The organism is Pseudomonas sp. RL_105y_Pfl2_101 (assembly GCF_963970585.1).
In the GTDB taxonomy this organism is placed as follows: Bacteria; Pseudomonadota; Gammaproteobacteria; order Pseudomonadales; family Pseudomonadaceae; genus Aquipseudomonas.
This window is the reverse complement of the sequence record NZ_CAXAPG010000024.1, coordinates 28,227-54,148: the sequence shown is the minus strand read 5'-3', so window position 1 is coordinate 54,148 and position 25,922 is coordinate 28,227. Positions and strand designations below refer to the sequence as shown.

The 25,922-nt window shown below is 59.3% G+C and carries 22 protein-coding genes and 3 tRNA genes; 4 read left to right on the top strand and 21 right to left on the bottom strand.

Features of this window, described 5'->3' with window-relative positions; all coding sequences use genetic code 11:
- Nucleotides 1-92 precede the first annotated feature (92 nt).
- Nucleotides 93-1,088 carry a catabolite repressor/activator gene (gene cra / locus AACY31_RS21220; RefSeq protein WP_339479050.1) on the top strand — a complete coding sequence of 332 codons (996 nt, stop codon included), beginning with the start codon at nucleotides 93-95 and terminating at the stop codon, nucleotides 1,086-1,088.
- Nucleotides 1,089-1,108: 20 nt separating this feature from the next.
- Nucleotides 1,109-1,885 carry a TatD family hydrolase gene (locus AACY31_RS21215; protein WP_339479052.1) on the top strand — a complete coding sequence of 259 codons (777 nt, stop codon included), beginning with the start codon at nucleotides 1,109-1,111 and terminating at the stop codon, nucleotides 1,883-1,885.
- 118 nt (nucleotides 1,886-2,003) lie between these two features.
- Here the strand turns inward: AACY31_RS21215 and AACY31_RS29025 are convergent, their stop codons facing one another.
- From AACY31_RS29025 to AACY31_RS21195, 4 genes are all read right to left on the bottom strand, one after another.
- Nucleotides 2,004-2,708 carry a methyl-accepting chemotaxis protein gene (locus AACY31_RS29025; protein WP_445261573.1) on the bottom strand — a complete coding sequence of 235 codons (705 nt, stop codon included), beginning with the start codon at nucleotides 2,706-2,708 and terminating at the stop codon, nucleotides 2,004-2,006.
- Nucleotides 2,709-4,349: 1,641 nt separating this feature from the next.
- Nucleotides 4,350-5,186 carry a regulatory signaling modulator protein AmpE gene (gene ampE, locus AACY31_RS21205; protein ID WP_339479055.1) on the bottom strand — a complete coding sequence of 279 codons (837 nt, stop codon included), beginning with the start codon at nucleotides 5,184-5,186 and terminating at the stop codon, nucleotides 4,350-4,352.
- Nucleotides 5,183-5,743 (bottom strand): 1,6-anhydro-N-acetylmuramyl-L-alanine amidase AmpD, encoded by a 561-nt coding sequence (ampD, locus tag AACY31_RS21200; protein ID WP_339479056.1) that lies wholly within the window; start codon nucleotides 5,741-5,743, stop codon nucleotides 5,183-5,185. The genes ampE and ampD overlap by 4 nt, the downstream gene beginning before the upstream one ends.
- A 64-nt stretch (nucleotides 5,744-5,807) precedes the next feature.
- Nucleotides 5,808-8,021 carry a DUF1631 domain-containing protein gene (locus AACY31_RS21195; RefSeq protein WP_339491773.1) on the bottom strand — a complete coding sequence of 738 codons (2,214 nt, stop codon included), beginning with the start codon at nucleotides 8,019-8,021 and terminating at the stop codon, nucleotides 5,808-5,810.
- A 226-nt stretch (nucleotides 8,022-8,247) separates the two neighbouring features.
- On the opposite strand from AACY31_RS21195, the gene nadC reads away from it, so the two are divergent.
- Nucleotides 8,248-9,096: a carboxylating nicotinate-nucleotide diphosphorylase gene (gene nadC, locus AACY31_RS21190; protein WP_339479060.1), complete on the top strand. Its 849-nt coding sequence runs from the start codon at nucleotides 8,248-8,250 to the stop codon at nucleotides 9,094-9,096.
- A 38-nt stretch (nucleotides 9,097-9,134) separates the two neighbouring features.
- On the opposite strand, the gene AACY31_RS21185 is transcribed toward nadC, so the two are convergent.
- Nucleotides 9,135-9,440, bottom strand: coding sequence for a DUF6388 family protein (locus AACY31_RS21185; RefSeq protein WP_339479061.1), 306 nt, complete (start codon nucleotides 9,438-9,440; stop codon nucleotides 9,135-9,137).
- 304 nt (nucleotides 9,441-9,744) lie between these two features.
- Here AACY31_RS21185 and AACY31_RS21180 point away from each other — a divergent pair, with 304 nt between their 5' ends.
- Nucleotides 9,745-10,293, top strand: a complete 549-nt coding sequence (locus tag AACY31_RS21180) for a hypothetical protein (RefSeq protein WP_339479200.1) — start codon at nucleotides 9,745-9,747, stop codon at nucleotides 10,291-10,293.
- A gap of 9 nt (nucleotides 10,294-10,302) precedes the next feature.
- On the opposite strand, the gene AACY31_RS21175 is transcribed toward AACY31_RS21180, so the two are convergent.
- The 16 genes from AACY31_RS21175 to rlmE form a co-directional block, all read right to left on the bottom strand.
- Nucleotides 10,303-10,378, bottom strand: a tRNA-Thr gene (locus AACY31_RS21175).
- Between the two features lie 125 nt (nucleotides 10,379-10,503).
- Nucleotides 10,504-12,609, bottom strand: coding sequence for a polyribonucleotide nucleotidyltransferase (gene pnp, locus AACY31_RS21170; RefSeq protein WP_339479140.1), 2,106 nt, complete (start codon nucleotides 12,607-12,609; stop codon nucleotides 10,504-10,506).
- Between the two features lie 194 nt (nucleotides 12,610-12,803).
- The gene (rpsO, locus tag AACY31_RS21165) at nucleotides 12,804-13,073 is read right to left on the bottom strand and encodes a 30S ribosomal protein S15 (protein ID WP_003197723.1); all 270 of its coding nucleotides are present in this window, start codon (nucleotides 13,071-13,073) and stop codon (nucleotides 12,804-12,806) included.
- A gap of 143 nt (nucleotides 13,074-13,216) precedes the next feature.
- Entirely contained in the window at nucleotides 13,217-14,134 is a 918-nt protein-coding gene (gene truB, locus AACY31_RS21160) for a tRNA pseudouridine(55) synthase TruB (protein WP_339479142.1), read from the bottom strand.
- Between the two features lie 3 nt (nucleotides 14,135-14,137).
- Complete coding sequence (rbfA, locus tag AACY31_RS21155) at nucleotides 14,138-14,539, bottom strand: 30S ribosome-binding factor RbfA (RefSeq protein WP_003177871.1); 402 nt, start codon at nucleotides 14,537-14,539, stop codon at nucleotides 14,138-14,140.
- Nucleotides 14,540-14,696: 157 nt separating this feature from the next.
- The gene (gene infB / locus AACY31_RS21150; RefSeq protein WP_339479144.1) at nucleotides 14,697-17,216 is read right to left on the bottom strand and encodes a translation initiation factor IF-2; all 2,520 of its coding nucleotides are present in this window, start codon (nucleotides 17,214-17,216) and stop codon (nucleotides 14,697-14,699) included.
- 27 nt (nucleotides 17,217-17,243) lie between these two features.
- On the bottom strand, nucleotides 17,244-18,725 hold the full coding sequence (nusA, locus tag AACY31_RS21145; RefSeq protein ID WP_003177868.1) for a transcription termination factor NusA: 1,482 nt from the start codon (nucleotides 18,723-18,725) through the stop codon (nucleotides 17,244-17,246).
- Nucleotides 18,726-18,784: 59 nt separating this feature from the next.
- Nucleotides 18,785-19,243 (bottom strand): ribosome maturation factor RimP, encoded by a 459-nt coding sequence (rimP, locus tag AACY31_RS21140; protein WP_013692254.1) that lies wholly within the window; start codon nucleotides 19,241-19,243, stop codon nucleotides 18,785-18,787.
- 140 nt (nucleotides 19,244-19,383) lie between these two features.
- Nucleotides 19,384-19,460 (bottom strand) — tRNA-Met (locus tag AACY31_RS21135).
- A 97-nt stretch (nucleotides 19,461-19,557) separates the two neighbouring features.
- Nucleotides 19,558-19,643 (bottom strand) — tRNA-Leu (locus AACY31_RS21130).
- A gap of 21 nt (nucleotides 19,644-19,664) precedes the next feature.
- Nucleotides 19,665-20,048, bottom strand: coding sequence for a preprotein translocase subunit SecG (gene secG / locus AACY31_RS21125; RefSeq protein WP_339479201.1), 384 nt, complete (start codon nucleotides 20,046-20,048; stop codon nucleotides 19,665-19,667).
- A 4-nt stretch (nucleotides 20,049-20,052) separates the two neighbouring features.
- On the bottom strand, nucleotides 20,053-20,808 hold the full coding sequence (gene tpiA, locus AACY31_RS21120; protein WP_339479147.1) for a triose-phosphate isomerase: 756 nt from the start codon (nucleotides 20,806-20,808) through the stop codon (nucleotides 20,053-20,055).
- A gap of 66 nt (nucleotides 20,809-20,874) precedes the next feature.
- Entirely contained in the window at nucleotides 20,875-22,212 is a 1,338-nt protein-coding gene (glmM, locus tag AACY31_RS21115) for a phosphoglucosamine mutase (protein WP_339479149.1), read from the bottom strand.
- A gap of 16 nt (nucleotides 22,213-22,228) precedes the next feature.
- Entirely contained in the window at nucleotides 22,229-23,080 is an 852-nt protein-coding gene (gene folP / locus AACY31_RS21110) for a dihydropteroate synthase (protein ID WP_339479151.1), read from the bottom strand.
- An 8-nt stretch (nucleotides 23,081-23,088) separates the two neighbouring features.
- The gene (ftsH, locus tag AACY31_RS21105; RefSeq protein WP_339479153.1) at nucleotides 23,089-24,999 is read right to left on the bottom strand and encodes an ATP-dependent zinc metalloprotease FtsH; all 1,911 of its coding nucleotides are present in this window, start codon (nucleotides 24,997-24,999) and stop codon (nucleotides 23,089-23,091) included.
- A 191-nt stretch (nucleotides 25,000-25,190) separates the two neighbouring features.
- Nucleotides 25,191-25,841: a 23S rRNA (uridine(2552)-2'-O)-methyltransferase RlmE gene (gene rlmE, locus AACY31_RS21100; protein ID WP_060739222.1), complete on the bottom strand. Its 651-nt coding sequence runs from the start codon at nucleotides 25,839-25,841 to the stop codon at nucleotides 25,191-25,193.
- Nucleotides 25,842-25,922: the final 81 nt, after the last annotated feature.

The window sequence follows — 25,922 nt, the reverse complement described above, 5'->3', positions numbered from 1 at the left end:
TGTCGTAAGCGCTTGGACGGTGACCGTCAGCTTGAATCGGGTAGGATGCCCCTTATCGTCGGGGCTAACTCGAAAAAACAAGGAAAACCGGGTTGAAACTCAGTGATATTGCCCAACTGGCCGGTGTCTCCGTGACCACCGCCAGCTACGTCATCAACGGCAAGGCCGAACAACAACGCATCAGCAGCGCCACCGTCGAACGGGTGCGAGCGGTGGTCCAGGAACATGGCTTTACGCCCAATCCCCAGGCCGCCGGGCTGCGCAGCCGCCACACCCGTACCCTGGGCTTCATCCTGCCGGACCTGGAAAACCCCAGTTACGCACGCATCGCCAAGCTGCTGGAGCAAGGCGCACGGGCGCGGGGCTACCAGTTGCTGATCGCCAGTTCCGACGACGCCCCCGACAGCGAACGGCAACTGTTGCAGTTGTTCCGCGCCCGCCGCTGCGATGCACTGATCGTGGCCAGTTGCCTACCGGCCGGAGACGACAGCTACCAACAGTTGCAGGCCAAGGGCATTCCCATCATCGCCATCGACCGGGTCATGAACCCTGCGCGGTTCTGCTCGGTGATCAGCGACGATCGCCAGGCCAGCCTGCAACTGACTCGTAGCCTGCTGGAGACCCACCCTCGGCAAATTGCGCTGATCAGCGCTCGTCCCGAGCTGAGCATCAGCCAGGAACGGACCGCAGGCTTTAGCGAAGCCTTGGCCGGGTTCGAGGGCCAGGTGCTGATCGAGCATGGTGAGTCGTTCAGCCGTGAATGCGGCCGCCAATTGATGGATGAAATGCTCGCGCGCCTGGGGCATCTGCCCGATGCGCTGATCACCACATCCTACGTGCTGCTGCAAGGGGTGTTCGACGCCCTGCACGATTTCCCGCTCAAGTCGCGACCGTTGCGCCTGGGCACGTTTGGTGACACGCAGTTGCTGGATTTCCTGCCCCTGCCGGTCAATGCCATGTCCCAGCAGCACCAACTGATCGCCGACAAAGCCCTGGAACTGGCCCTGGCGGCCATCGAAAACGATGACTACCAGCCAGGCGTGCAGGCCATTGCGCGGACGTTCAAGCAGCGTATTCACCAAGGCTGACGCTTCTTCAGGATTGATGCATGGAGTTGATCGACACCCACACCCACCTGGATTTTCCAGATTTTGACGCGGACCGCCCGGCACTGCTGGCCGAAAGCCGCGCCTTGGGCGTGCGGCAAATGGTGGTACTGGGCGTGTACCGGGACAACTGGCAGCGGGTCTGGGACCTGGTGCAAAGCGACCCGGACCTGCATGCCGCACTGGGTATGCACCCGCTGTATCTCGATCAGCACCGACCCGAGGACGTGACGCTGCTGCGCGAGTGGCTGAGCCGCCTGGCCGGACACCGGCAATTGTGTGCCGTGGGGGAAATCGGCCTGGATTACTACATCCCGACCCTGGACCGCGAACACCAGCAGGCGCTGTTCGAAGCACAACTGCAACAGGCGGTGGAGTTCGAACTGCCAGCGCTGATCCATGTGCGCCGCAGCCATGCCGACGTGATCGCGACCCTCAAGCGCATGGGGCCCAAACGCGCTGGAATCATCCACGCCTTCGCCGGCAGCCTTGAAGAGGCCCGTGAGTACATCAAACTCGGCTTCAAGCTCGGCCTGGGCGGCGCCGCGACCTGGCCCCAGGCGTTACGCATGCACCGGGTGCTGGCGAACTTGCCGCTGGACGCGGTGGTACTGGAAACCGACTCCCCGGACATGGCCCCGGCGATGTTCCCCGGCCAACGTAACAGCCCGGCGCATTTGCCGGCGATTTGTGAGGCGTTGGCCGGGATCATGGGTATCAGCTCGGAACGATTGGCTGAGGCCAGCACGGCCAATGCCCGCCAATTGTTCAACTGGTGACACCCCCCTGTGGGAGCTTGCTCGCGAAAGCGGAGTGTCAGACAACTCATTTGTCGACTGACACACCGCTTTCGCGAGCAAGCCCGCTCCTACATTGGTTCGGTGGTGGGCCTCGGAATCACACCCGAAACGCATTGATCAACTGCTTGAGCTGCACCACCTGGGCAGACAATTCACGGCTGGCGTCTTCGGTCTGATGGGCACCTTCAGCGGTGCGTTCGCCGGCGCGGTTGATCTCGACGATGTTCTGGTCGATGTCATGGGCCACGGCCGTCTGCTGCTCTACAGCGGCGGCGATCTGCTGATTCTGGTCAACGATCATGCCGACGGCACCGAGGATATTTTCCAGGGCCATCTGGACCTTTTCCGATTGGCCGACCGTGCCGCTGGCCATCTCATGACTGGTACCCATCGCCTTGACCGCGGCGCCGACACCGCCGTGCAGGCGGGCGATCATCGCTTCGATTTCTTCGGTCGATTGCTGGGTTCGCTTGGCCAGGGTCCGCACTTCATCGGCCACCACCGCGAAGCCGCGTCCCTGCTCACCGGCCCGGGCTGCCTCAATAGCGGCATTGAGGGCCAGCAGGTTGGTCTGCTCGGCGATGCTCTTGATCACATCCAGCACGCGGCTGATCGCCTGGCTGTCGGTCGCCAGTTGATTGATCACCTGCACTGACTGATCGATCTCGCTGGCCAAGCGGACGATGCTGCCCTGTTGGGACTCCACCAGCCCTCGCCCACTGAGGGTTTCGTCGTTCACACTGTGGGCACTGCTCACGGCAGCGGCGGCACTGCGGGCCACTTCCTGGGCCGTGGCCGACATCTGGTTCATCGCCGTGGCCACCAGTTCGATCTGGCTGCGCTGACCGGCGACGGCCTGGTTGCTCTGGGCCGAAACCGTTTCCACCTGCCCGGCCTGGCGCTCGACTTGCGCAACGGTGCGGCCGACCTGTTCGATCAGGTCATGGATCTTCGCCACCGTACCGTTGAACACTTCACCCAACTCGCCCAGTTCATCCTTGCTGCGGGCGGCGAAATTGACCGTCATGTCCCCCGCCGCCACCTTGTCCATCATTTGGCCCAGGTGCTGGAGCGTGGTACGGGTCGAGGCGTAGAAACCGGCGTACAGGTAAAAAATCAACAGGAACACCAGCACCAGCGCCACGGCTTGCAGCACCATATGGCTGCGGTTCTGCTCCAGGCGCTGCTGCAACTGGACTCCCAGGAAGCCCTGGGTCGCCTCGTTCAGCCGGTAGGTCTGCTCCATCAGGCCGCTGACTTGCTGATAAAATGCCGACCATGGCGCATCGAGCGTGTCGGCCATCACCACCTGCTCTTCAATCAGTTCACTGGCCTTCTTAAGGGTGCTCTTGCTGCCATTGGCCTGATCGGCCAAGGCCTGCCCGGCGACCTTGCTGGAACCCAAGGCATCCTGCAGTTTCAAGTCATATTCACCCTGGAGCTTTTCGATCTGTGACAGCAACTCGTCGAAACGGGTGCTCGACGCCGAATTGAGAAACCCCAGCCCCAACGAGGACGCACCCAGCGCCCGGCCTTCGCCGAGGATCTGGGTGACCTTGGGGGTCGTGCTGATGATCAGCTCACTGAGCTGACGGATGTCGCTCTGGCTGTCGCGGCTCAGCCCTGCCTGGCTGGCGATGATCTGGCTGAACATCTGGGCGTTGTTGAGCAACTTGCCAATCAGTGCGCTTTTGCTCTGCAGGGAGCTTTCGGCCTTCTGGGTCTTGTAAGCACCGATCATCTCGTCACGTTTGGCCTCGAAGGCACTGATCTGCTCAGGCTCGATGGTCACGGAGGTCATGCCTTGCAGGCGCGCGAGGACTTGTTGTTCCAGGCTGCCGATCTTCGCTTCGACATCACCGGCCTTGCCGGACTGGCCCAGGCTGGCATTGATCTGTACCAGGTTGTAGAGGGTTTCCAGGTCCCTGCGCAGGATCAGGCTGCTGCCCAGCAGGTCGAGGCTTTGCAGCTCCACTTGCGTGCCCTGAAATTCCCGATAGGAATCGCGCACCAGAAAGAAGTTGGTCACCAGCATTGGCAACAGGAACAGCACGCTGATCAGGCTGAACTTCATGCCGAAGCTCAGGCGGTTCATCAGCGCGACGGCGGGCCAGAGCAAACTCTTCACAAGGAAGTCTCCCGGTAGTGTTCTTATTGTTATGGGCTCGCGCACGAAGACAGCAGAAAGCCACTATTCGGGCGCTGTCCTTGTATAGCCTAAATCGACGGGGAGTTTTGTAACTTAAGGTTAACGGTGTAGGAGCTGCGTAGGAGCTGTCGAGTGCAACGAGGCTGCGATCTTTCCAAAAACACTTGAATCTCAAGCGAAAGATCAAAAGATCAAAAGATCAAAAGATCAAAAAATCGCAGGCTTCGCCAGCTCCTACAGAGCGGGAGCAAGCGCCCTTGCCACAAAAGCGCCTAACCACAGCCCTTACATTGATCAGGCCAACACCGTCCACAACGCAAACCCGGCATACCAGAGCACCGCCGCACGCAGCAGCAATTCCCAGAGGCGATCCAGGCTGTTGATGCCGTCCGGCCCGGCGACGGGCCTGGTGATCTCGCCGGCCACCAGACCGACTTTGTCGATAAGGGCGGCGGCGCTGATGTTCCAGTTCAACAGCTCATGCAGCATGACCCGGCTGACCGCGACGAAATTCCCCACCAGAGCGAAGCTCGCCGCCAGCAACCGCACCGGCACCCAATCGAAGGCATGGCGCATGTGCGCGGCCCGCTCGGCCACGCCGGGGTTCTGGCTGTGCTCGGCGGCGAGCGCCAGCAGCCGATAACTCAAGGCTGCGACCGGGCCCAACACGAAGTACCAGAAAATCACCGCGAAAAAGCTCTGGTAGGCCTGCCACAACAAATGCCCCTGGACCCGCTCCAGCAACTGCTCACCGTCATCGGCTTCAATGTCCAGGTCGCGCTTGGCCACATGGGCCGCCGCTTGCAGGTCTTCCCGACGCCACGCGTCGCGAAACGGCCCGAGGCCGGCCAGCAGATCGCCGCGCCCCAAGCTGTAAATCACCACCAGCAAATGCACCGGCAGCGCCAACAGACCGTAGGCCACCGGTTCCAGCACCCACAGCAACAACGCCAACAGCGCCACGGGTAGCAAAACCATCACCGTCAGCACCCACCACGGTCGGTTAACCCAACGTGGGCCCGCCTCGAGCTTGTTCAGCTCGTGCAGCCAACCACCGTCGCGCTGGACTCGCTGGCGCAAGGCCGAGAACTTCTCGATCCAGACGGCCAGCAGCAACACCAGAAAACTCATTGTCCTTCCCCTTCTGTCAGGGCCGCGCGATAGCGCACCCAGTCGAATGCCGGTCCCGGATCGGTCTTGCGCCCCGGTGCGATGTCGCTGTGCCCGCAGATACGCTGCACAGTGATCGCCCTGAACGCCGCTTGCAACTGCCGGGTCAGGTCCACCAATGCGGCATATTGCGCGTCGGTGAACGGCAGATCATCCGTGCCCTCAAGCTCGATGCCCAGGGAAAAATCGTTACAGGTCTCACGCCCCTCGAAGCACGAGACACCGGCATGCCACGCGCGATCCAGACAAGAGACAAACTGGGTCACGGCGCCGTCACGCTCGATCAGAAAATGTGCAGAGACGCGCAGGTCGGCGATACCGACAAAATAGGGATGTTCCGTGACATCCAGACGATTCTGGAAGAAATCCTGCACCTTGCCCGTGGCGAATTGCGCCGGTGGCAAGCTGATGTTGTGGATCACCAGCAGGGAAATTTCGCCTTCGGGGCGCGCATTGAAGTTGGGCGATGGGCAATGACGCACCCCCTCGCACCAACCGCTCGCGGAGTCCAACTGCATACAGGTTCCTTCGATGACGACAGTGAATGCCGCCAGTATGCCGTGATCGGACCGGGCAGCGCGATCACTTGCCGCGATTGAGCTGGCGCAGATTGCCCAGCACCGACTCCAACGCCCGGTCGAACAACAGGGTGTCGTCCAACAGCCGCGCCGCCCCCCGGCGAAACTCCAGGGCCAGGCTGCTACGGCCGTGCTCCAGCACCTTGAGGCCAGTGCGATTGACGAAGACATATTTGCCGGTCGCCTCGATGATCGCCGCCAGCTTGCAACGCAGGGTGTTGTCATCGTCCTCCTGGAACTCGACCCAGCTCCCCAGGTGCAACTGGTCGACCTGCAGCAGGCCCACGTCATCAGCCGGCAAATGCACCGCCACGCTCTCCCCCGCCGACTTTTGAGGGGGACGCAAGACGATTTTTTCCAGCACCTCGACCATAACCGGTGAAGTGAACGACTGGGCCTGTTCCGTCGCTTGGCCCATGCGCTCGAGGGCCTGCACATGCAGGGCTTCCAGTTCACTGAAAAACTCGCTGGTGGCGAACGGGTCGAACGCCGAGCGATTCAAGCCTTCACGCAGGGCTTTGAGCAGTTCGGGCACCATCGCCAGTAAACGCAGGCCGGCACCGGATTCGTCGTGAGGCCGGACACTCCAGATCAATTGCTCCAGGGTCAAAACGTCGGCCTGCCACTCGGCGGAATACTTGCCATGCTTGAAGCACGTCAGCAGCAACACTTGGCTCCAGGCGTGTTGCACGAACTCCACCACGGCTTGCGGCAAGACTTTGCCCATCATCACCAGGTTCAGCGTCCCTTCGACTCGGTGACGCGCCAGTTCGGCCTTGGCTCGGCCCTCTTCGGCATCGCGGATGCGCTGTTCGAGCAGTTCACTGCGGCGCCGCTCGTCACTGGTGAAGGCCAGGAAGTCGGCCAGCAGTTCGGAGAAAATCGCCGGGTCATCGACAAAATCATTCAATAAACGCTGCACCACCTGCTCGATGCGCAGGTACAGGCTGTCGCGCTGATGATCGTCGCAATCACCCCAGCCCATGGCCGCGGCTGCGATTTCGTTAAGCAGTCGCCGGGCCGGATGATTGCCGCGACTGAAGAAGCTCTTGTCCTGCACCGCGACCTTGAGCATCGGGATTTGCAGACGGCCGATCAGAGCCTTGAAGGAGTCTGGCAGGTTGTGATCGTCGAGGATGAATTCGAACATCATCGAGATCAGGTTGATCACGTCTTCATCGGCGCCTTCGACCACCCGGGACTTGCCACTCCTGACGCTGACCCGGGTCAGCAGCTGTTCGAGCTGGCTACGCAAATCGAACTCGTCGTGAACGGTAGGCGCCGGCACGTATTGCTGCAAATGAGAGAGCAGTCGCAGCAGGTCACGGGTAGAAATCGGCTGGGGCGCAACGCTGGGCTCCAGGGTCGGCGCCACAGAGCCACGCACCTGCATCAACAGTTTCTGCAAGGCGGCGAACACTTCCTGCACGCTGTCATCAACCTCGGCATCGCTGGGCTTGGCAGCCATCTCGGCGTTGGGCCCGGGGTTATCCTCGGTGCGATCCGACGCCCGGCGCGTCAGCGTAACCTTGAGCTCTGGCAGGATGCCTGTGGCGGCCAGCAACTGGTTGGCCTCGGTATAGAGTTGGTCGCAATCGCTGAGCACATAACGCTCGAACAGCTTGAGCAGGATCAGCTTGACCTTGATTTCCACGCCCAGGTTGCGCCCGGCCTGCAGGAATTTCTCGCACAGCAAGGCCGGGCTCAGGGGATTGTGCTGATTGGCCAGCGGTCGGGCCAGCAACACTCCGAGCCGGGCCGTCAGTTGTTCCAACGACACGCCATCGCGCCTGAGCACCCGAGTGACCATCGCCTCGACCGCCAGATGGCGCTCCAGGTCGTCCTGGGAGCGCTGGGCTTGGCTGTCCGGCGCCAGGGCAGGCGCCAAGGTGACGTGGGTCAAGTCGTATTGGGCAAGGCTGACGAAGGTCCCGAAAAACTGCTCCATGAATTCACGTTCGATGCTTTTGCGCTTCAGGCGCAGGTCCCGCATGGCCTCAAAGTACAGGTTCTGCTCAATGTCGTCGCGCGCCCGGTCAGCCATTTCAAACAACGTGTCGTCGGCATTATCGAACAGTCCCTGCAAGCCCTGGCGCAACTGCTGGGCGGCCTTGTCGCGAACCTGAAGCAGAATCACAGGCAGGCGGGCGAGCGGCGAAGGGTTCGCCTGATCGGTAGCGACCTTGTGCAAAGGCACTACATTCCCGTCGTTGTGCATCCTGGCCTCCTGCAACGGCTTTCTGCGGCTCATAACGTCAAAGCTATGACGTCAATCAAAAGGCGGATTATCAGGTAAAAGAACCCCGTCGTACCAGCACACTCTGCGACCCATCTCGAAATACGACGCAATAAGTGACCCGGGGAATGAGGAAATGTTGCGAGGACGCGACCAAATGCGGGGTTCGACACCCTATAATCAGGCCACTTTGTTTGTGGAGCCCGTTATGCCGAATCTACGCCTCGCCGATCTGACCGCCGAAATCGAAGCCAACGTGCGCCGTGCGTTGCTTGAAGACATCGGCAGCGGCGACATCACCGCGCAACTGATCCCCGCCGAACGCCTGGCCAAGGCCACCATCATCACCCGCGACGCGGCGATCATCAGTGGCACCGCCTGGGTCGATGCGGTGTTCCGGCAACTGGACCCGCGTGTCGCGGTGCATTGGCAAGTGCGCGACGGCGAGCGGGTCACCCCCGATCAAGCGCTGTTCCACCTGGAGGGCCCGGCCCGCTCGCTGCTGACCGGCGAACGCAGCGCACTGAACTTCGTGCAAATGCTGTCCGGCGTTGCCACGCGGGCCCGTTACCTGGCCGACTTTGTCGCCGGTACCCAGGTCAAGCTGCTGGACACCCGCAAGACCCTGCCGGGGTTACGCATGGCCCAGAAGTACGCGGTCACCTGCGGTGGCTGCCACAACCACCGCATTGGCCTGTACGATGCCTTCCTGATCAAGGAAAACCACATCGCCGCCTGCGGCGGGATCGCCCAGGCCATTGCTGCCGCCCACAAGATCGCACCGGGCAAACCGGTAGAAGTCGAAGTCGAAAGCCTGGCGGAATTGAAAGAAGCCCTGGCGGCCAACGCCGACATCATCATGCTCGACGAACTGAGCCTGGACGACATGCGTGAAGCCGTACGCCTCAATGGCGGCAAGGCGAAGCTGGAGGCCAGCGGCGGGATCAACGAAAGCACGTTGCGCCCGATTGCCGAGACGGGGGTGGACTACATCTCGATCGGCGCGATGACCAAAGATGTGAAGGCAGTGGATCTGTCGATGCGCTTGAGCCTCTGACAACAAAAAACGCCAGCCTTGAAGGCTGGCGTTTTTTTTCAGACCACCAGATTGTTCATCTCGCAGTACTCATCCCATTCCACACCCAGCACCTCGGCCGCTTCCTTGTGCAGCGCAAGGCGCTGCACCTCGAACTCTTCAGCTGTGCTGGTGTACTTGAGCGTCAACTCCCAAGGCTGCAGGCCCTGGGCCTCGGCCTCGTCTTCGAACGCCCATTGGATCTGGTCTTTTTGATCGTCGGCGCTCAGGTCCTTGATTTCGTCCAGTAACTGAGGCGTGTCCAGGGCGTATTTTCGCAGGGCCTCTTCGTGTCTGGCTTCTTGCGTCAGTTCTTTAGCGGTCATGGCGTTCTCGTTGATCGGAGGAATGGAAGATGGATCTGGATCATCAAGGATCTCTCTGACGCAAAAAACCGTGTGAAGCCCGGTTTATCTGGCCTTCAGAACCATTCGGGGATCATCTGAAAACTGCTGGGCGATGCACATGCAGGCAATGAATATAGGACGTTTTGCCGACGATTTACACGGTTCTTTACACCTATCCCACAAAAAACCATGCGCATGGAAAATCAGGGGAGCTTGGGAACATCTGTCAAAACAACCAGTCATAGCCATGTGCCATGCCGGCACTTCACAAGGAACTCCAGTGATGCGCAGCTTTTCGAAACGTTCGTTGACCCGGCTTGCTACCGCGACCCTGCTGCTCGGCAGTCTGACCTTGACCGGCGCTGCCCAAGCGGCTGTTGAAGTCTCCTCCGATATGCCGTCTTCCCACGACACCATTCCTGCCCTTCGTTTTAACCGATTTGATAAGTTCGTACTCGTCAAGACTAACGTCAACGTCAGCGCCTTGGAAAACCTGCCAAAAACCGTGAAGAACAACGCCGAGGAACTGGAAAACCAGAAACGCGTCCTCAGTGAGCAGGCCCGCCAGCTCGAAGAACTCAAGCGCACCAGTGGCTCCAGCTCCACCTCCAGCAGCAAGGAGATTGACGAGCTCAAGCGCACCATCAAGGAACAGGAACGCGACCTGAACGATCTGGGCAAGCAAGTGGAAGAACTCAAGCGCAAAAGCAGCTCCAGCTCGAGTTCGAGCAACAGCGAGATTTCGTCCCTGAAACGCGAGCTCAGCGATCAGGATCGCGAGATGGATCAGCTCAAACGTACGGTCGAGGAACTGAGCAGGAAAGTGAAATAACAAGGGGGATGGTGCCCGAGACAGGAATCGAACCTGCGACCTTCGCGTTACGAGTGCGCTGCTCTACCGACTGAGCTACACGGGCGGTGGCTAAACCTAGCACCGTCCCCTGTGGCCAGGCAACCCGCGACACAGGGATTTTCACCGCACAGCAAAACGCCCCGAACCAGTCGGGGCGTTTGCTTGTTCAGCGGTTAGGCGACGGGGTGATTAAACGCCCGATGCCTTGGCTGCTGCGACGTCCTTGATGGACAGTTTGATACGGCCGCGGTTGTCCACGTCCAGTACCAGCACTTCCACTTCCTGACCTTCTTTGAGGATGTCGGTCACTTTCTCGACGCGAGCATCGCTCAGCATGGAGATGTGAACCAGACCGTCCTTACCCGGCAGGATGTTGACGAACGCGCCGAAGTCGACGATGCGCTCAACCTTGCCGACGTAGATCTTGCCAATCTCGGCCTCTGCGGTGATACCCAGGACACGCTGGCGTGCTGCTTCTGCCGCTTCCTTGGTTTCGCCGAAGATCTTGATCGAACCGTCGTCTTCGATGTCGATCGAAGCCTTGGTTTCTTCGCAGATCGCACGGATGGTCGCGCCGCCTTTACCGATGACATCACGGATTTTGTCGGTGTCGATTTTCATCGCGATCATGGTCGGAGCATTTTCCGACAGTTCGGTACGGGACTGACCGATGATCTGGTTCATCTGACCGAGGATGTTCAGGCGCGCTTCCAGGGCCTGGCCCAGGGCGATTTCCATGATCTCTTCGGTGATGCCCTTGATCTTGATGTCCATCTGCAGTGCGGTGACGCCTTTGGCGGTACCGGCCACTTTGAAGTCCATGTCACCCAGGTGGTCTTCGTCACCCAGGATGTCGGTCAGGACGGCGAATTTCTCGCCCTCTTTAACCAGCCCCATGGCGATACCGGCAACTGGCGCCTTCATCGGCACACCGGCGTCCATCAGGGCCAGGGAAGCGCCGCAGACCGAGGCCATCGAGCTCGAACCGTTGGACTCGGTGATTTCCGATACCACGCGAATGGTGTACGGGAACACGTCAGCGGCAGGCAGCATAGCCTGGACCGAACGACGGGCCAGACGACCGTGACCGATTTCGCGGCGACCGGCGCCACCCATGCGACCACACTCGCCCACCGAGAACGGCGGGAAGTTGTAGTGCAGCATGAACGGGTCTTTCTTTTCGCCTTCCAGGGTGTCCAGCAGTTGCGCGTCACGGGCGGTGCCCAGTGTTGCAACGACCAGCGCCTGGGTTTCGCCACGGGTGAACAGTGCCGAACCGTGGGTCTTTGGCAGAACGCCGACTTCGATGTTCAGCGGACGTACGGTACGGGTGTCGCGACCGTCGATACGTGGCTTGCCGTTGACGATGTTTTCGCGAACGGTGCGGTATTCAATTTCACCGAAAGCAGCTTTGACGTCGCTGGCCGATGGCTGGCCTTCTTCGCCAGACAGCTTGGCAACGACCTGGTCTTTCAGCTCGCCCAGGCGTGCATAACGGTCGGCCTTGACGGTGATGGTGTAGGCCTGGGAGATCGCTTCGCCGAACTCGGCACGGATCAAGCCCAGCAGCTCGGTGGCCTCGGCTTGCGGAGCCCAGGCCCAGGTTGGCTTGGCGGCTTCAGCGGCCAGTTCCTTGACGGCGTTGATCACCACCTGGAATTCGTCGTGGGCGAACAGCACGGCGCCCAGCATCTGGTCTTCGGTCAGCTCTTTGGCTTCGGATTCAACCATCAGCACGGCTTCGGAAGTACCGGCCACGACCATGTCCAGGCTCGAGGCTTTCAGTTGCTCGTAGGTCGGGTTCAGCAGGTAGCCGGTGCTTTCGTGGAACGCGACGCGGGCAGCGCCGATCGGGCCATCGAAAGGAATGCCGGAAATCGCCAGGGCAGCCGAGGTACCGATCATCGCAGCGACGTCCGGATCGGTTTTCTTGCTGGTGGACACGACGGTGCAGACAACCTGCACTTCGTTCATGAAGCCTTCTGGGAACAGCGGACGGATCGGACGGTCGATCAGTCGGGAAGTCAGGGTTTCTTTCTCGGAAGGACGGCCTTCGCGCTTGAAGAAACCGCCAGGGATCTTACCGGCAGCGTAAGTCTTTTCCTGGTAGTGAACAGACAGCGGGAAGAAGCCCTTGCCTGGATCGGCTTGCTTGGCACCGACAACGGTCACCAATACGCTGACGTCGTCGTCAACGGTGACCAGCACTGCGCCGGAGGCCTGACGGGCGATACGGCCAGTCTCGAGGGTAACGGTCGACTGACCGAACTGGAATTTTTTGATTACCGGGTTCACGGTGTCCTACCTTCTTTGTGGCTCTTGGGGAACTTGTCTTCTTGCGAAATTCTTGGGCAATGACGGGAATCGGCCCGACGTCTGTCCAGGGTAAAACGTGTATCCAGATAAAACTTGAGGCTGGGAGCCTGCCATGCGCCAGCGGGAAACCCACTGACGCACGACAGACAACCAACCTCTAGCGCAATCGCTGATTAGCGACGCAGACCCAGGCGAGCGATCAGAGCGCTGTAACGGCTCACGTCCTTGCCTTTCAGGTAGTCCAGCAGCTTACGACGCTGGTTTACCATGCGGATCAGACCACGACGGGAGTGGTGATCTTTACCGTTGGCCTTGAAGTGACCTTGCAGTTTGTTGATGTTGTGGGTCAGCAGTGCAACTTGCACTTCTGGCGAACCAGTGTCACCAACAGCTTGCTGGTAGTCAGCTACGATTTGAGCTTTTTCTTGAACGTCGAGAGCCATGAGGCAATCCTTTTAGTCAGGAAACTGTTTCAAGGAAACAGCTTCAACAGGCCAGGGACAAATCCCTGTATCTATAAATGAGTAGTGACCGTGCCTGTTAACAGCCACACTCGCCAACCTGCTGTTACGCAGGCTGGTTCCGGTCATTCCGACCGAATCAGTCGACGCGGCGCAATGCGCCCGTCTTCGCTCACTTCACCGATACCGATGAAACGACCGTTGTGATCCTGTACCCGGACCATGCCGAACTTCGGCGCGTCCGGGGCACGTACCGGCTGGCCGTTGAGCCAGTAGAACGCACTGTGTTCCGAGAACTGCAACAGCGGCCAATCCAGCAACCCGCTGTCCGATGGCATCAGGAAACGGTCGACCGCTTCATTGCCACCTTCGGCATGTACCGCTTCAAGCTCTTCCAGCGTAACCGTCTGGGCCAACGCGAAAGGCCCGGCCTGGGTCCGTCGCAATTCTGCCACGTACGCGCCACAGCCAAGCTGTTCACCAATATCCTCCACCAGGGTCCGGATATAGGTGCCCTTGCTGCAATCCACGGCCAGCCGCGCAGTATTACCGTCAAAGGCCAGCAATTCCAAGCGCGCAATAGTAACAGAACGCGGTTCACGCTCCACTACTTCGCCTGCACGGGCCAGTTTATACAGCGGCTGTCCATCGCGCTTCAAAGCGGAGTACATCGGCGGTATCTGACTGATTTGCCCACGAAAACCCGGCAACACCGCTTCGACATCGGCCTGACCAACGGTCACCGGGCGTTCGAGCAAAACCTCACCTTCGGCATCCGCCGTGGTAGTGGTCTTACCCAGTTGCGCCAGGGTCTCATAGCCCTTGTCGGAATCGAGCAGGTACTGGGAGAACTTGGTCGCCTCGCCAAAGCACAGCGGCAGCACGCCAGTGGCCAGCGGATCGAGGCTACCGGTGTGCCCGGCCTTTTCAGCGTTGAGCAGCCAGCGAACCTTCTGCAACGCCGCGTTGGAGGTGAACCCCAGCGGCTTGTCGAGCAGGATGATACCGCTGACGTTACGACGGATACGTTTGACCTGAGCCACCGATTACTCCTTGGTGTCTTCGGGTTCAGCCGCAACCGGGTGCTGACTGTCTTCGGCCACGGCGCGTTCGATCAGGGCCGACAGATGCGCACCACGCACGACGCTTTCGTCGTAGTGGAAGTGCAGCTGTGGGACGCTGCGCAGCTTCATCTCCCGGGCCAGCTGCATACGCAGGAAGCCGGCAGCCGAGTTGAGCACCTTGATGCTCTGGGCGATTTCTTCGGCGCTGTCCTGGCCCATCACGGTGATGAAAATCTTGGCATGACCGACGTCACGACTGACTTCCACTGCGGTAATGGTGACCAGGCCGACGCGCGGGTCTTTGACTTCGCGACGGATCAGTTGGGCCAGCTCGCGCTGCATCTGATCGCCGATTCGTTGGGTACGGCTGTATTCTTTTGCCATGTCTTGTTACCTGTTACTGCCCTGCGGTGAAACCCGCAAGGTCTGAAAGCGGCAAACGCCCGGCCTGGCAAAAGCCAGACCGGGCGTTGCGTTTAGAGTCCGCCAGCCAGGCAGCATGTTCATGCGGCTGCCCGGTGCGGCTCTTGAAGTGCGCGAGTTAGAGGCTGCGAGCAACCTGGACCTTCTCGAAGACTTCGATCTTGTCGCCGACCTTGACGTCGTTGTAGCTCTTGACGCCAATACCGCATTCCATGCCGGCACGTACTTCGGAAGCGTCATCCTTGAAGCGGCGCAGGGATTCCAGCTCGCCTTCGAAGATCACGATGTCTTCACGCAGTACACGGATCGGACGGTTACGGTGAACAACACCCTCGATCACCATGCAACCGGCGATCGCGCCAAACTTCGGCGAACGGAACACGTCACGCACTTCAGCGGTACCCAGGATGTTCTCGCGAACATCACTGCCCAACATACCGGTGAGGGCTTTCTTGACGTCTTCGATGATGTCGTAGATCACGTTGTAGTAACGCATATCCAGGCCTTCCTGCTCGACGATCTTGCGAGCGCCGGCATCGGCACGCACGTTGAAGCCAAACAGTACAGCGTTGGAGGCCAGGGCCAGGTTGGCATCGGATTCGGTGATACCACCGACACCGCCACCGACCACACGCACTTGCACTTCGTCGTTACCCAGGCCATTCAAGGCGCCGTTCAACGCTTCCAGCGAGCCACGGACGTCGGATTTGAGGACGATATTGAGCGTCTTCTTCTCTTCCTGGCCCATGTTCTCGAAGATATTTTCCAGCTTGCCAGCGTGAGCACGAGCCAGTTTGACTTCGCGGAACTTGCCTTGACGGAACAGAGCCACTTCACGGGCTTTCTTCTCGTCAGCCACAACGCTCATCTCGTCGCCAGCGTCCGGGGTGCCATCCAGGCCGAGGATCTCGACAGGGATAGCCGGACCGGCTTCTTTGATGGGCTTGCCGTTCTCGTCGAGCATGGCGCGCACGCGGCCATAGTTCGAGCCGACCAGGACCATGTCGCCTTGGCGCAGCGTACCGTCCTGAACCAGGACGGTCGCCACCGGGCCACGGCCCTTGTCGAGGCGCGATTCAACAACCACACCACGGCCAGGAGCCGAAGGCGTAGCGGTCAATTCCAGAACCTCGGCTTGTAACAGAACGGCTTCGAGCAGTTCGTCAACGCCGGTACCCATCTTCGCCGAGACCGGAACGAATGGAGTGTCGCCACCCCACTCTTCGGAGGTCACGCCGTGAACCGACAGTTCGCTGCGGATGCGATCGAGATCAGCACCCGGCTTGTCGATCTTGTTCACTGCAACCACCAGCGGTACGCCAGCAGCCTTGGCATGCTGAACGGCTTCGATGGTTTGCGGCATCACGCCGTCGTCCGCTGCAACCACCAGGATCACGATGTCAGTTGCCTTGGCACCACGGGCACGCATCGCGGTAAACGCGGCGTGACCCGGGGTGTCGAGGAACGTCACCATGCCGCGGTCGGTTTCAACGTGGTAGGCACCGATGTGCTGGGTAATGCCGCCAGCCTCACCAGCCGCCACCTTCGCACGACGAATATAGTCGAGCAGGGACGTTTTACCGTGGTCAACGTGACCCATGACGGTCACGACCGGTGCACGGGAAACCGCCTCACCTTCAAACTTCAGGGACTCGGCCAGGGAATCTTCCAGGGCGGTGTCGCTGACCAGGGTCACTTTGTGGCCCAGCTCTTCAGCAACCAGCTGGGCAGTTTCCTGGTCCAGTACCTGGTTGATAGTGGCTGGCGTACCCAGCTTGAACATGAACTTGATGATTTCAGCAGCCTTGACCGACATCTGCTGGGCCAGATCGCCCACAGTGATGGTCTCGCCGATCTTCACTTCGCGCACGACAGGGCCGGTAGGGCTCTGGAAACCGTGGGCGTTGCGTTTCTTCAGCTTGGCCTTGCCGCGACCGCCACGACGGAAGCTGTCGCTTTCCTCGTCGGTGGTACGTGGCGCAACACGAGGTGCTGGTGCCTTTTCCTTGACCGAAGCACGATGAGGCGCGTTCTTGCGCTCACCATCGCCACTGCCACGACGGTTGTCGTCGGCACGTGGCTTGTCCGGACGACGCTGTTCGTCGCGCTTGCGAGTATCGGCCGGAGCCGGCGCTGGCGCCACGACCGGAGCGGCTTCGCGCACAGGCTCGGCTACCGAGGCAACAGCCTCGGCGGATGCTACCTGAGCCGTTTGCGCTGCAGCAGGCTGGCGACGCGCTTCTTCTTCGGCGCGACGCTTGGCTTCTTCTTCAGCCTTCTGACGAGCAGCATTCTCTACTGCGCGACGTTCTTCCTGTTCACGTTTGCGCTCGGCTTCGATTTCTTCCGGGCTGCGCTGTACGAAGACTTTCTTCTTGCGCACTTCAACGCTGATACTTTTGCTACCGGCAACACGCAGGGTGCTGGTGGTTTTACGCTGCAGAGTGATCTTGCGCGGTTCTTCCACTTTCGCCTTGTGACTGCTCTTCAGGTGAGTCAGCAGGGACTGCTTCTCACTGTCGGTCACATGTTCCTCGGCGGCGGTGTGCGGCAGACCTGCCTCACGCATCTGCTGCAACAGGCGCTCTACCGGTGTTTTGACCTCATCGGCCAGTTGTTTCACCGTGACTTGCGTCATGCACTTCTCTCCTCAGGCCGCGCCTAATTACTCGAACCAGTGGGCTCGGGCGGCCATGATCAACTTGCCGGCACGATCATCGTCAATGCCGTCGATGTCGAGCAGATCGTCAATAGACTGCTCGGCCAGGTCTTCGCGGGTAATTACGCCGCGCACCGCCAGTTCCATCGCCAAATCCTTGTCCATGCCCTCAAGCGAGAGCAGGTCTTCGGCCGGATGGGCGTCTGCCAGCTTTTCCTCAGTAGCGATGGCTTTGGTCAACAAACGATCCTTGGCCCGAGCGCGGAGCTCGTTGACGATCTCCTCGTCAAAGCCGTCGATGTTGAGCATTTCCTCCACCGGTACGTAGGCAATCTCTTCCAGGCTGGTAAAGCCTTCATCCACCAGCACCTGCGCCAGCTCTTCATCGACTTCAAGCTCTTCGATGAAGTTGCGCAGGATATCGCCAGTTTCAGCTTGCTGCTTAGCCTGGATGTCCGATTCGGTCATCACGTTCAGGGTCCAGCCAGTCAACTGGCTGGCCAGACGCACGTTCTGACCACCGCGACCGATGGCCTGAGCCAGATTGTCTGCGCCAACGGCGATGTCCATGGCGTGGGCATCTTCGTCGACGATAATTGCCGCCACTTCAGCAGGCGACATGGCATTGATCACGAACTGAGCCGGGTTGTCGTCCCACAGGACGATGTCCACACGCTCGCCGCCCAACTCGCCGGATACGGCCTGGACACGCGAACCACGCATGCCGATACAGGCGCCTTGCGGGTCGATGCGTTTGTCCTTGGAGCGGACCGCGATCTTGGCACGCGAACCCGGATCACGGGAGGCGGCCATGACTTCGATCAGGCCTTCAGCTATTTCCGGCACTTCGATGCGGAACAACTCGATCAGCATTTCCGGCGCGGTACGCGACAGGATCAGCTGCGGGCCGCGGTTCTCGGTGCGGATTTCCTTGAGCAACGCACGCAAACGCACGCCGACCCGGAAAGTTTCGCGAGAGATGATGTCTTCGCGAGCCAGCAACGCTTCGGCGTTGTTGCCCAGGTCGACGATCACGTTGTCGCGGGTGACTTTTTTCACGGTGCCGGAGATGATTTCCCCCAGGCGTTCGCGATAAGCGTCGACGACTTGCGCGCGCTCAGCTTCGCGAACCTTCTGCACAATAACCTGCTTGGCAGTCTGTGCAGCGATGCGACCGAACTCAATGGACTCGATTTTTTCTTCTACTACATCACCGACCTTGGCTCCCGGATGCGTTTCAGCAACCTTGCTCGGCCAGGTTTCGATAGCCGGATCGTCCAGGTCGGCTTCCTCGACCACCGTCCAGCGACGGAACGTCTCGTAGGCACCAGTGTGGCGATTGATTTCCACACGCAAATCAACTTCGTCTTCAAACCGCTTCTTGGTAGCAGTGGCCAGGGCCAGCTCCAGCGCTTCAAAAATAACGTTAGCCGGTACGCCCTTTTCATTGGATACCGACTCAACAACCAGCAGTACTTCTTTGCTCATCGTACGCCTCGCCTTTCGCAAGCCATTGGATCCGCGGGATCCGCAGTATCTGGCACGTATCAGTCAAAACTGGGAATAATGTTGGCCTTGTCGATCATATCGATCGGCAACAGAAACTCATGGTCATCTACCTGCACCACGACGTCCTGCTCTTCTACACCGCGCAGAAGGCCTTGAAAGTTGCGCCGTCCTTCGAAAGGCGAGCGCAGCTTGATCTTCACTTGTTCACCGGCAAACGAAGCGAACTGTTCAAGTGTGAACAGGGGGCGCTCCATGCCTGGCGAGGAAACCTCAAGGGTGTATTCGGAGGTGATTGGATCTTCAACATCCAGTACACCGCTGATCTGACGGCTGACGATGGCGCAATCATCCACCAACACGCCGCCTTCCTTATCGATATAAACGCGCAACAGTGAGTGGCGACCTTGAGCCGAAAACTCAATACCCCAGCATTCATAGCCAAGGGCCACGACCACCGGGGCCAACAAGGCCTGCAACTGTTCTAGCTTGCTCGACACCTGAACCCCCTCGTGCATGTTTGTGCATGCTGTGCAAATAAAAAAAAATGGGCGAATCGCCCATCCCTGAAACGCCGTCGAACAGCGGCGTTATAAAGTGTCCAGCTAACAAAAAGCCCCTTGGAAGGGGCCCCTGAAACTGGTTGCGGGAGCCGGATTTGAACCGACGACCTTCGGGTTATGAGCCCGACGAGCTACCAGACTGCTCCATCCCGCGACAAAGCTGGGGCGGAAGTATACGACCGATCCCTTACAGGGTCAATGTAACCCTTCCACCTACAAGAAAGCCCGCAATCGCGGGCTCTCCTGATAATTGGTACCGAGAAGGGGACTCGAACCCCTACACCCTATGGGCACAACCACCTCAAGGTTGCGTGTCTACCAATTCCACCACCTCGGCAATACAACGTTTGAAACCTTCTTACTTCTGCTCTTGAGCTGGAGGTACGTCAGTCGCCGGATTGGCCAACTTTTGCTCTTGAAGCACCGGGACATCATCAGAAGCCGGCTGTTGCTTTGGCGCTTCCAGTACCGCTGGGTTTGGCAAACCTGCTTGAGTCAGCTCTTGAGCTTTCTCTTTAGCAAAGTAACCTAACCCTAAGCTGGTCATGAAGAAACCGGCGGCAAGTATAGCAGTAAACTTACTAAGAAAGGTAGAGGAACCTTGGCTTCCGAACACAGTATTTGAAGCACCTGCACCGAAAGACGCACCAGCATCCGCACCTTTACCCTGCTGCAGCAATACGAGAGCAACTACGCCCAGCGCACCCAGCAGATGAAAAACGACTACGACTGTTTCCAGCATTTTTTCAGTTTCCCGCGGCGCGACAAATCGCACCGAACTCATCTGCATTCAGGGACGCTCCACCAATGAGCCCCCCATCGATATCCGGCATGCCGAACAGTTCGACCGCATTGGCCGCCTTCACGCTGCCGCCGTATAGAAGCCGCACACCTCGTGCCACCTCAGAATTCTCTGCCGCCAACTGTGCGCGGATGGCTGCGTGCACATCCTGCGCCTGTTGCGGCGAAGCAGTCAGCCCGGTACCAATGGCCCAGACCGGCTCGTAAGCAATGACTGCCTTTGCAAAAGCACCGACACCCAAATCCTCGATGATGCTGCCCAGCTGACACCCGACAACTTCAAGGGTCTTGCCAGCCTCACGCTGCTCGAGGGTTTCCCCCACACACAGCACCGGAGTCAGACCGCAGGCCTGAGCCGCAGCAAACTTGCGGATCAAGACCTTATCCTGCTCACCCATGATCTGGCGACGCTCGGAATGCCCGACCAGGACCAGGGAGCAACCTGCATCCACCAACTGACTCGGCGCAATCTCGCCGGTCAGCGCACCTTGCATGGATTCCACCGCAGAATTCTGCGCACCGACCGAAATCGATTTACCTTTCAAGCCATCAACCACTTGGTTGATATACAGGCAAGGCGGGAATACCGCGACATCAACACCGCTTGGCAAGGCCAGATGACGAAGGCCATTGATCAGCTCAGCGACGCTGGCGCGGGTACCGTGCATCTTCCAGTTACCAGCTACCATAGGGCGACGCATGCTGTACCTCGTCGGTCAAAGTGGGCGCAGATGTTACCCAACCGATTCATGACTGGCAAGCCGAATTCAGGCAGAAACTTCAGTAACCAGCTTTGCCAGCTCTTCGGCATAACCGCGAACTTGAGTTTCTTCCTCTCCTTCGACCATGACACGCACCAAAGGCTCTGTGCCGGACTTGCGCAACAACACACGCCCACGCCCCGCCATCGCCTGCGTCACACGCTCACTGGCCTGCTTGACCTTCGCATGCTCAAGAGGATTTACACCGCCACCGAAACGCACGTTGATCAATACTTGCGGGCATTTGCGCAATGCCTGGCGCGATTGTGCGAGCCCTTCGTTACGCGCCTTGAGCGCCATCAACACTTGCAGGGCCGCAATGATCGCATCCCCTGTGGTGGTATGGTCAAAGCACACGATATGGCCGGAGTTCTCGCCCCCGATCACCCAGTTGCGCTCCAGCAGCTCCGAGATCACGTAGCGGTCACCCACGTTAGCTCGCACGAACGGGATATCCAGGTCCGCCAGAGCCAGCTCAAGCCCGAGGTTGCTCATCAACGTACCCACCACACCGCCCTGCAGCTTGCCACGCCCATGCAGGTCGCGAGCAATGATGAACAACAGCTCGTCACCGTCGACCACCGTACCGGTGTGATCAACCATCAGGACCCGATCACCGTCGCCATCGAAGGCGATCCCTAGATCGGCCTGCTCAGCCAGCACCGCAGCCTGCAACGCCTCGGTATGAGTGGAGCCACAGTTATGGTTGATGTTCAGGCCATTCGGTTGGGCGGAAAGCACCACCACCTCGGCGCCCAACTCGCGAAAGACGCTCGGCGCAACTTTATAGGTTGCCCCGTGGGCGCAATCGACGACGACTTTCAGGCCGGAAAAACTGGTACCGGTCGGCACACTGCCTTTGCAGAATTCAATGTAGCGACCCGATGCATCGTTGATCCGCGACACTTTGCCGATCTTGCTCGACTCAACCACCGTCATCGGCGTGTCCAGCAGTTCTTCGATCATCAGCTCGATATCATCCGGCAGCTTGGTACCCTGACCGGAGAAGAATTTGATGCCGTTGTCATCATGAGGGTTGTGCGAGGCACTGATCACGATGCCCGCCTGCGCCTGAAACGTACGCGTCAGGTAGGCAATGGCCGGCGTCGGCATCGGGCCCAGCAGCATCACATCGGCGCCCGCCGACGTCAGACCGGCCTCGAGGGCCGATTCGAACATGTAGCCGGAAATTCGCGTGTCCTTACCGACCAGCACCTTGCAAGCGCCCATTTTGCGGAACGCCATGCCGGCCGCCCAGCCGAGCTTGAGCATGAAATCAGGGGTAATAGGGTATTCGCCGACCCGACCACGAATACCGTCGGTGCCAAAGTATTTCTTGCTCATAAGTGCTCCGTCATTCTTATTCGGCTGAATCCACAGCTGCGATCATCCGCACGATATCCATCGTTTCGACCACATCGTGTACGCGCAATATGCGCGCACCTTTGGCAAGGGCCAACGCAGCCAGCGCGAGACCGCCATATAGGCGCTCGCCTACCGGGCGGCCCAAGGCATTACCTATCATGCTCTTTCGTGAGACCCCAACCAACAGGGGCCGCCCCAAGGCATGCAAGGCCTCCATATGTTTGAACAGACTCAGGTTGTGAGCCAGTGTCTTGGCAAAGCCGAATCCGGGATCAAGAATGATCCGCTCGGCGGGAATGCCCACGGCAGCACACTGGTCCAAACGCTCCATCAGGAACTCCCCCACTTCCCTGGTCACATCATCATAGTGCGGGTCATTCTGCATGGTCCCCGGCTCGCCGAGCATATGCATCAGGCACACCGGCAACCCGGTGGCCGCTGCAGCATCCAGGGCACCATCGCGCTGCAAGGACCGAACATCATTGATCAAGCCCGCCCCCAGCCGCGCAGTCTCACGCATGACCGCAGGCGTGGACGTATCGACCGAGATAATGACATCAAGTTCACGATGGATGCGTTCGACAATCGGCGCCACTCGCTCCAGCTCTTCGGTAGGCGAGACCGCACGCGCGCCCGGCCGGGTCGATTCGCCACCCACATCGATCAGCGTTGCGCCCGCGACCACCATGGCCTCGGCATGCCGCAGCGCAGCATCGAGCTGACTGAATCGACCACCATCAGAAAAGGAATCAGGCGTGACATTGAGAATGCCCATGACATGCGCATGGGCCAAATCAAGAACCCGGTTGCCGCAAGGCAACCGGGTCGAGGACTGAACAGAAGTCATTTCAAGCCTTAGACATCAGCGGCCGGACCGCCAATCGGTGTTTCCGGACGCTCACCCTGTACAGCTGGAGGTGTACCGGAGGTACCAGTACCACCTGTCCAGTCACGAGGCTCGCGAGGTACGCGACCGGCCATGATGTCATCGATCTGCTCGGCATCAATGGTTTCGTACTTCATCAGGGCATCGGCCATGGCATCGAGCTTGTCACGGTTGTCCGTGAGAATCTGCCGGGCAGTGCCGTAGCACTGATCGATGATGCTGCGCACTTCAGAATCGATCAGTTTGGCCGTCTCGCCGGAGAAGCTTGCATGCTGGCCACCGCCACCACGACCGAGGAACACTTCCCCTTCTTCTTCGGCATACATAAGCGGCCCCAACTTCTCGGACAGCCCCCACTTGGTAACCATATTCCGGGCGATCTGGCTGGCACGCATGATGTCGTTGGACGCGCCAGTGGTCACACCATCAAAGCCCAGCGTCATCTCTTCAGCGATACGGCCGCCGTACAATGAACAGATCTGGCTGATCAATGCACGCTTGGACAGGCTGTAGCGATCCTCTTCCGGTAGGAACATGGTCACGCCCAGGGCACGGCCGCGCGGGATGATCGAGACCTTGTAGACCGGATCATGCTCAGGCACGACACGACCGACGATCGCGTGACCTGCCTCGTGATACGCAGTGTTCTGCTTTTCTTTCTCCGACATGACCATGGATTTGCGCTCTGCGCCCATCATGATCTTGTCCTTGGCCAACTCGAATTCCTTCATTTCCACAACACGCTTGCCGGTGCGAGCAGCAAACAGCGACGCCTCGTTGACCAGGTTCGCAAGGTCGGCACCGGAAAAGCCCGGCGTACCACGCGCGATGACAGCCGGTGCGACGTCGTCACCCATTGGCACCTTGCGCATATGAACCTTGAGAATCTGTTCGCGGCCGCGAATATCCGGCAGCCCCACCACGACCTGGCGGTCGAAACGACCTGGGCGCAACAGCGCGGGGTCGAGCACGTCAGGACGGTTGGTGGCGGCAATCACGATGATGCCGTCGTTCATTTCGAAACCGTCCATCTCCACCAGTAACTGGTTGAGGGTCTGCTCACGCTCATCGTGACCACCCCCCATGCCGGCACCACGGTGGCGACCGACGGCGTCGATTTCGTCGATGAAGATGATGCATGGCGCGTGTTTCTTGGCCTGCTCGAACATGTCGCGAACACGGCTGGCGCCCACACCGACGAACATTTCGACGAAGTCGGAACCGGAAATCGTGAAGAACGGCACCTTGGCTTCACCGGCAATCGCCTTGGCCAGCAAGGTTTTACCGGTACCCGGTGGACCCACCATCAGCACGCCGCGCGGAATACGACCACCCAGGCGCTGGAACTTGCCCGGATCACGCAGGAACTCGACCAGCTCGCCCACTTCTTCCTTGGCTTCGTCGCAACCCGCGACGTCGGCCAGGGTGGTTTTCACCTGATCTTCGGAAAGCAGACGGGCCTTGCTCTTACCAAAGCTCATCGGCCCGCCCTTGCCTCCACCGCCGCCCTGCATTTGGCGCATGAAGAACATGAACACGGCAATAATCACCAGAATCGGGAAGCTGGCGACCAGGAGTTGGGTCCAGATGCTTTGCTGCTCAGGCTGCTTGCCTTCGACCGCCACATGATTGTTCACCAGGTCGCCGATCAAACCATTGTCCTGAATTGCCGGACGAATGGTCTTGAAGCTGTCGCCATCGGTGCGCTTACCGGTAATCACATAGCCATCAACGGCTACGCGCTCGACCTTGCCATCCTTGACCTGCTGGATGAAGTCGGAATAGTTGAGGGTCTGCGGCTCGTTAGGGCTGGAGAAGTTGTTCATCACGGTCACAAGGACAGCGGCGATGATCAACCACAGGATCAGATTCTTTGCCATATCGTTCAATTAACTACCCTCTGAAGCAAGCTCCGCTACTGGCGCGCGCTTCGCATGATATTCACCGGCCTAACTTACTACATTACCTACGACTCTGGCAGGCGCCGTCTGTAACCCTTTGTGAAACTTTGACCGCGTAATTTTCGTTACGCGACTTTTTCAATGCGAGACAAAAAAAACTATCGCCCCCGTCAAAGACGCTCATCACTGGCTGCGCCTTCAACACCGCGAAACCCCCGCGCCAGCAGATACTGCTCGCGAGAACGGTCACGGGACGACAATGGCTTGCGCATCTGCACCTTGTCGAACAATTTACGGATGCCCTTGTGGTATTCGTCGAAGCCTTCTCCTTGGAAGACCTTGATCAAAAAGTCACCACCAGGACGCAAAACCCGCCCGGCAAGATCCAGAGCCAGTTCGCTGAGGAACATTGCACGAGGCATGTCGACAGCCGCCAATCCACTCATATTGGGGGCCATATCGGAAATCACAAGGTCAACCTGCGTATTTCCGACAGCCTCCAGGATTTTTGCCAACACAGCGTCTTCCGTGAAATCGCCCTGGATAAAGGTCACATCAGGGATGCTGTCCATTTCCAGGATGTCGGAAGCGATCAAGCGACCCTGACCGCCAATCAGACGACTGGTCACCTGGGACCAACCGCCCGGCGCCGCGCCGAGGTCGATCACGGTCATGCCTGGACGGATCAGGCGATCCTTTTCCTGGATCTCCAGCAATTTATAGCTGGCGCGAGAGCGATAACCATCTTTTTGCGCCATTTTGACGTACGGATCGTTGAAATGCTCTCTGAGCCAGTTCTGGCTAGTCTTGGAACGGGCCACGGGCCACCTCTAAAAAATAAAACGGGTCGTGATTAAGTGGGCGGTCCCGGACTTGCTCGGGTAAACTGGCCGCCGCTTTTT

Bases quoted from the DNA above. Each gene is read 5' to 3' on its own strand.
- tpiA (WP_339479147.1), bottom strand. From the start codon at position 20,808: ATGCGTCGCCCTATGGTAGCTGGTAACTGGAAGATGCACGGTACCCGC.
- ampE (WP_339479055.1), bottom strand. From the start codon at position 5,186: ATGAGTTTTCTGGTGTTGCTGCTGGCCGTCTGGATCGAGAAGTTCTCG.
- AACY31_RS29025 (WP_445261573.1), bottom strand. From the start codon at position 2,708: ATGTCGGCCACGGCCCAGGAAGTGGCCCGCAGTGCCGCCGCTGCCGTG.
- AACY31_RS21185 (WP_339479061.1), bottom strand. From the start codon at position 9,440: ATGACCGCTAAAGAACTGACGCAAGAAGCCAGACACGAAGAGGCCCTG.
- nusA (WP_003177868.1), bottom strand. From the start codon at position 18,725: ATGAGCAAAGAAGTACTGCTGGTTGTTGAGTCGGTATCCAATGAAAAG.
- glmM (WP_339479149.1), bottom strand. From the start codon at position 22,212: ATGAGCAAGAAATACTTTGGCACCGACGGTATTCGTGGTCGGGTCGGC.
- AACY31_RS21195 (WP_339491773.1), bottom strand. From the start codon at position 8,021: ATGCACAACGACGGGAATGTAGTGCCTTTGCACAAGGTCGCTACCGAT.
- nadC (WP_339479060.1), top strand. From the start codon at position 8,248: ATGCCGAATCTACGCCTCGCCGATCTGACCGCCGAAATCGAAGCCAAC.
- ftsH (WP_339479153.1), bottom strand. From the start codon at position 24,999: ATGGCAAAGAATCTGATCCTGTGGTTGATCATCGCCGCTGTCCTTGTG.
- AACY31_RS21215 (WP_339479052.1), top strand. From the start codon at position 1,109: ATGGAGTTGATCGACACCCACACCCACCTGGATTTTCCAGATTTTGAC.
- ampD (WP_339479056.1), bottom strand. From the start codon at position 5,743: ATGCAGTTGGACTCCGCGAGCGGTTGGTGCGAGGGGGTGCGTCATTGC.
- AACY31_RS21180 (WP_339479200.1), top strand. From the start codon at position 9,745: ATGCGCAGCTTTTCGAAACGTTCGTTGACCCGGCTTGCTACCGCGACC.
- infB (WP_339479144.1), bottom strand. From the start codon at position 17,216: ATGACGCAAGTCACGGTGAAACAACTGGCCGATGAGGTCAAAACACCG.
- secG (WP_339479201.1), bottom strand. From the start codon at position 20,048: ATGCTGGAAACAGTCGTAGTCGTTTTTCATCTGCTGGGTGCGCTGGGC.
- rpsO (WP_003197723.1), bottom strand. From the start codon at position 13,073: ATGGCTCTCGACGTTCAAGAAAAAGCTCAAATCGTAGCTGACTACCAG.
- rbfA (WP_003177871.1), bottom strand. From the start codon at position 14,539: ATGGCAAAAGAATACAGCCGTACCCAACGAATCGGCGATCAGATGCAG.
- folP (WP_339479151.1), bottom strand. From the start codon at position 23,080: ATGACTTCTGTTCAGTCCTCGACCCGGTTGCCTTGCGGCAACCGGGTT.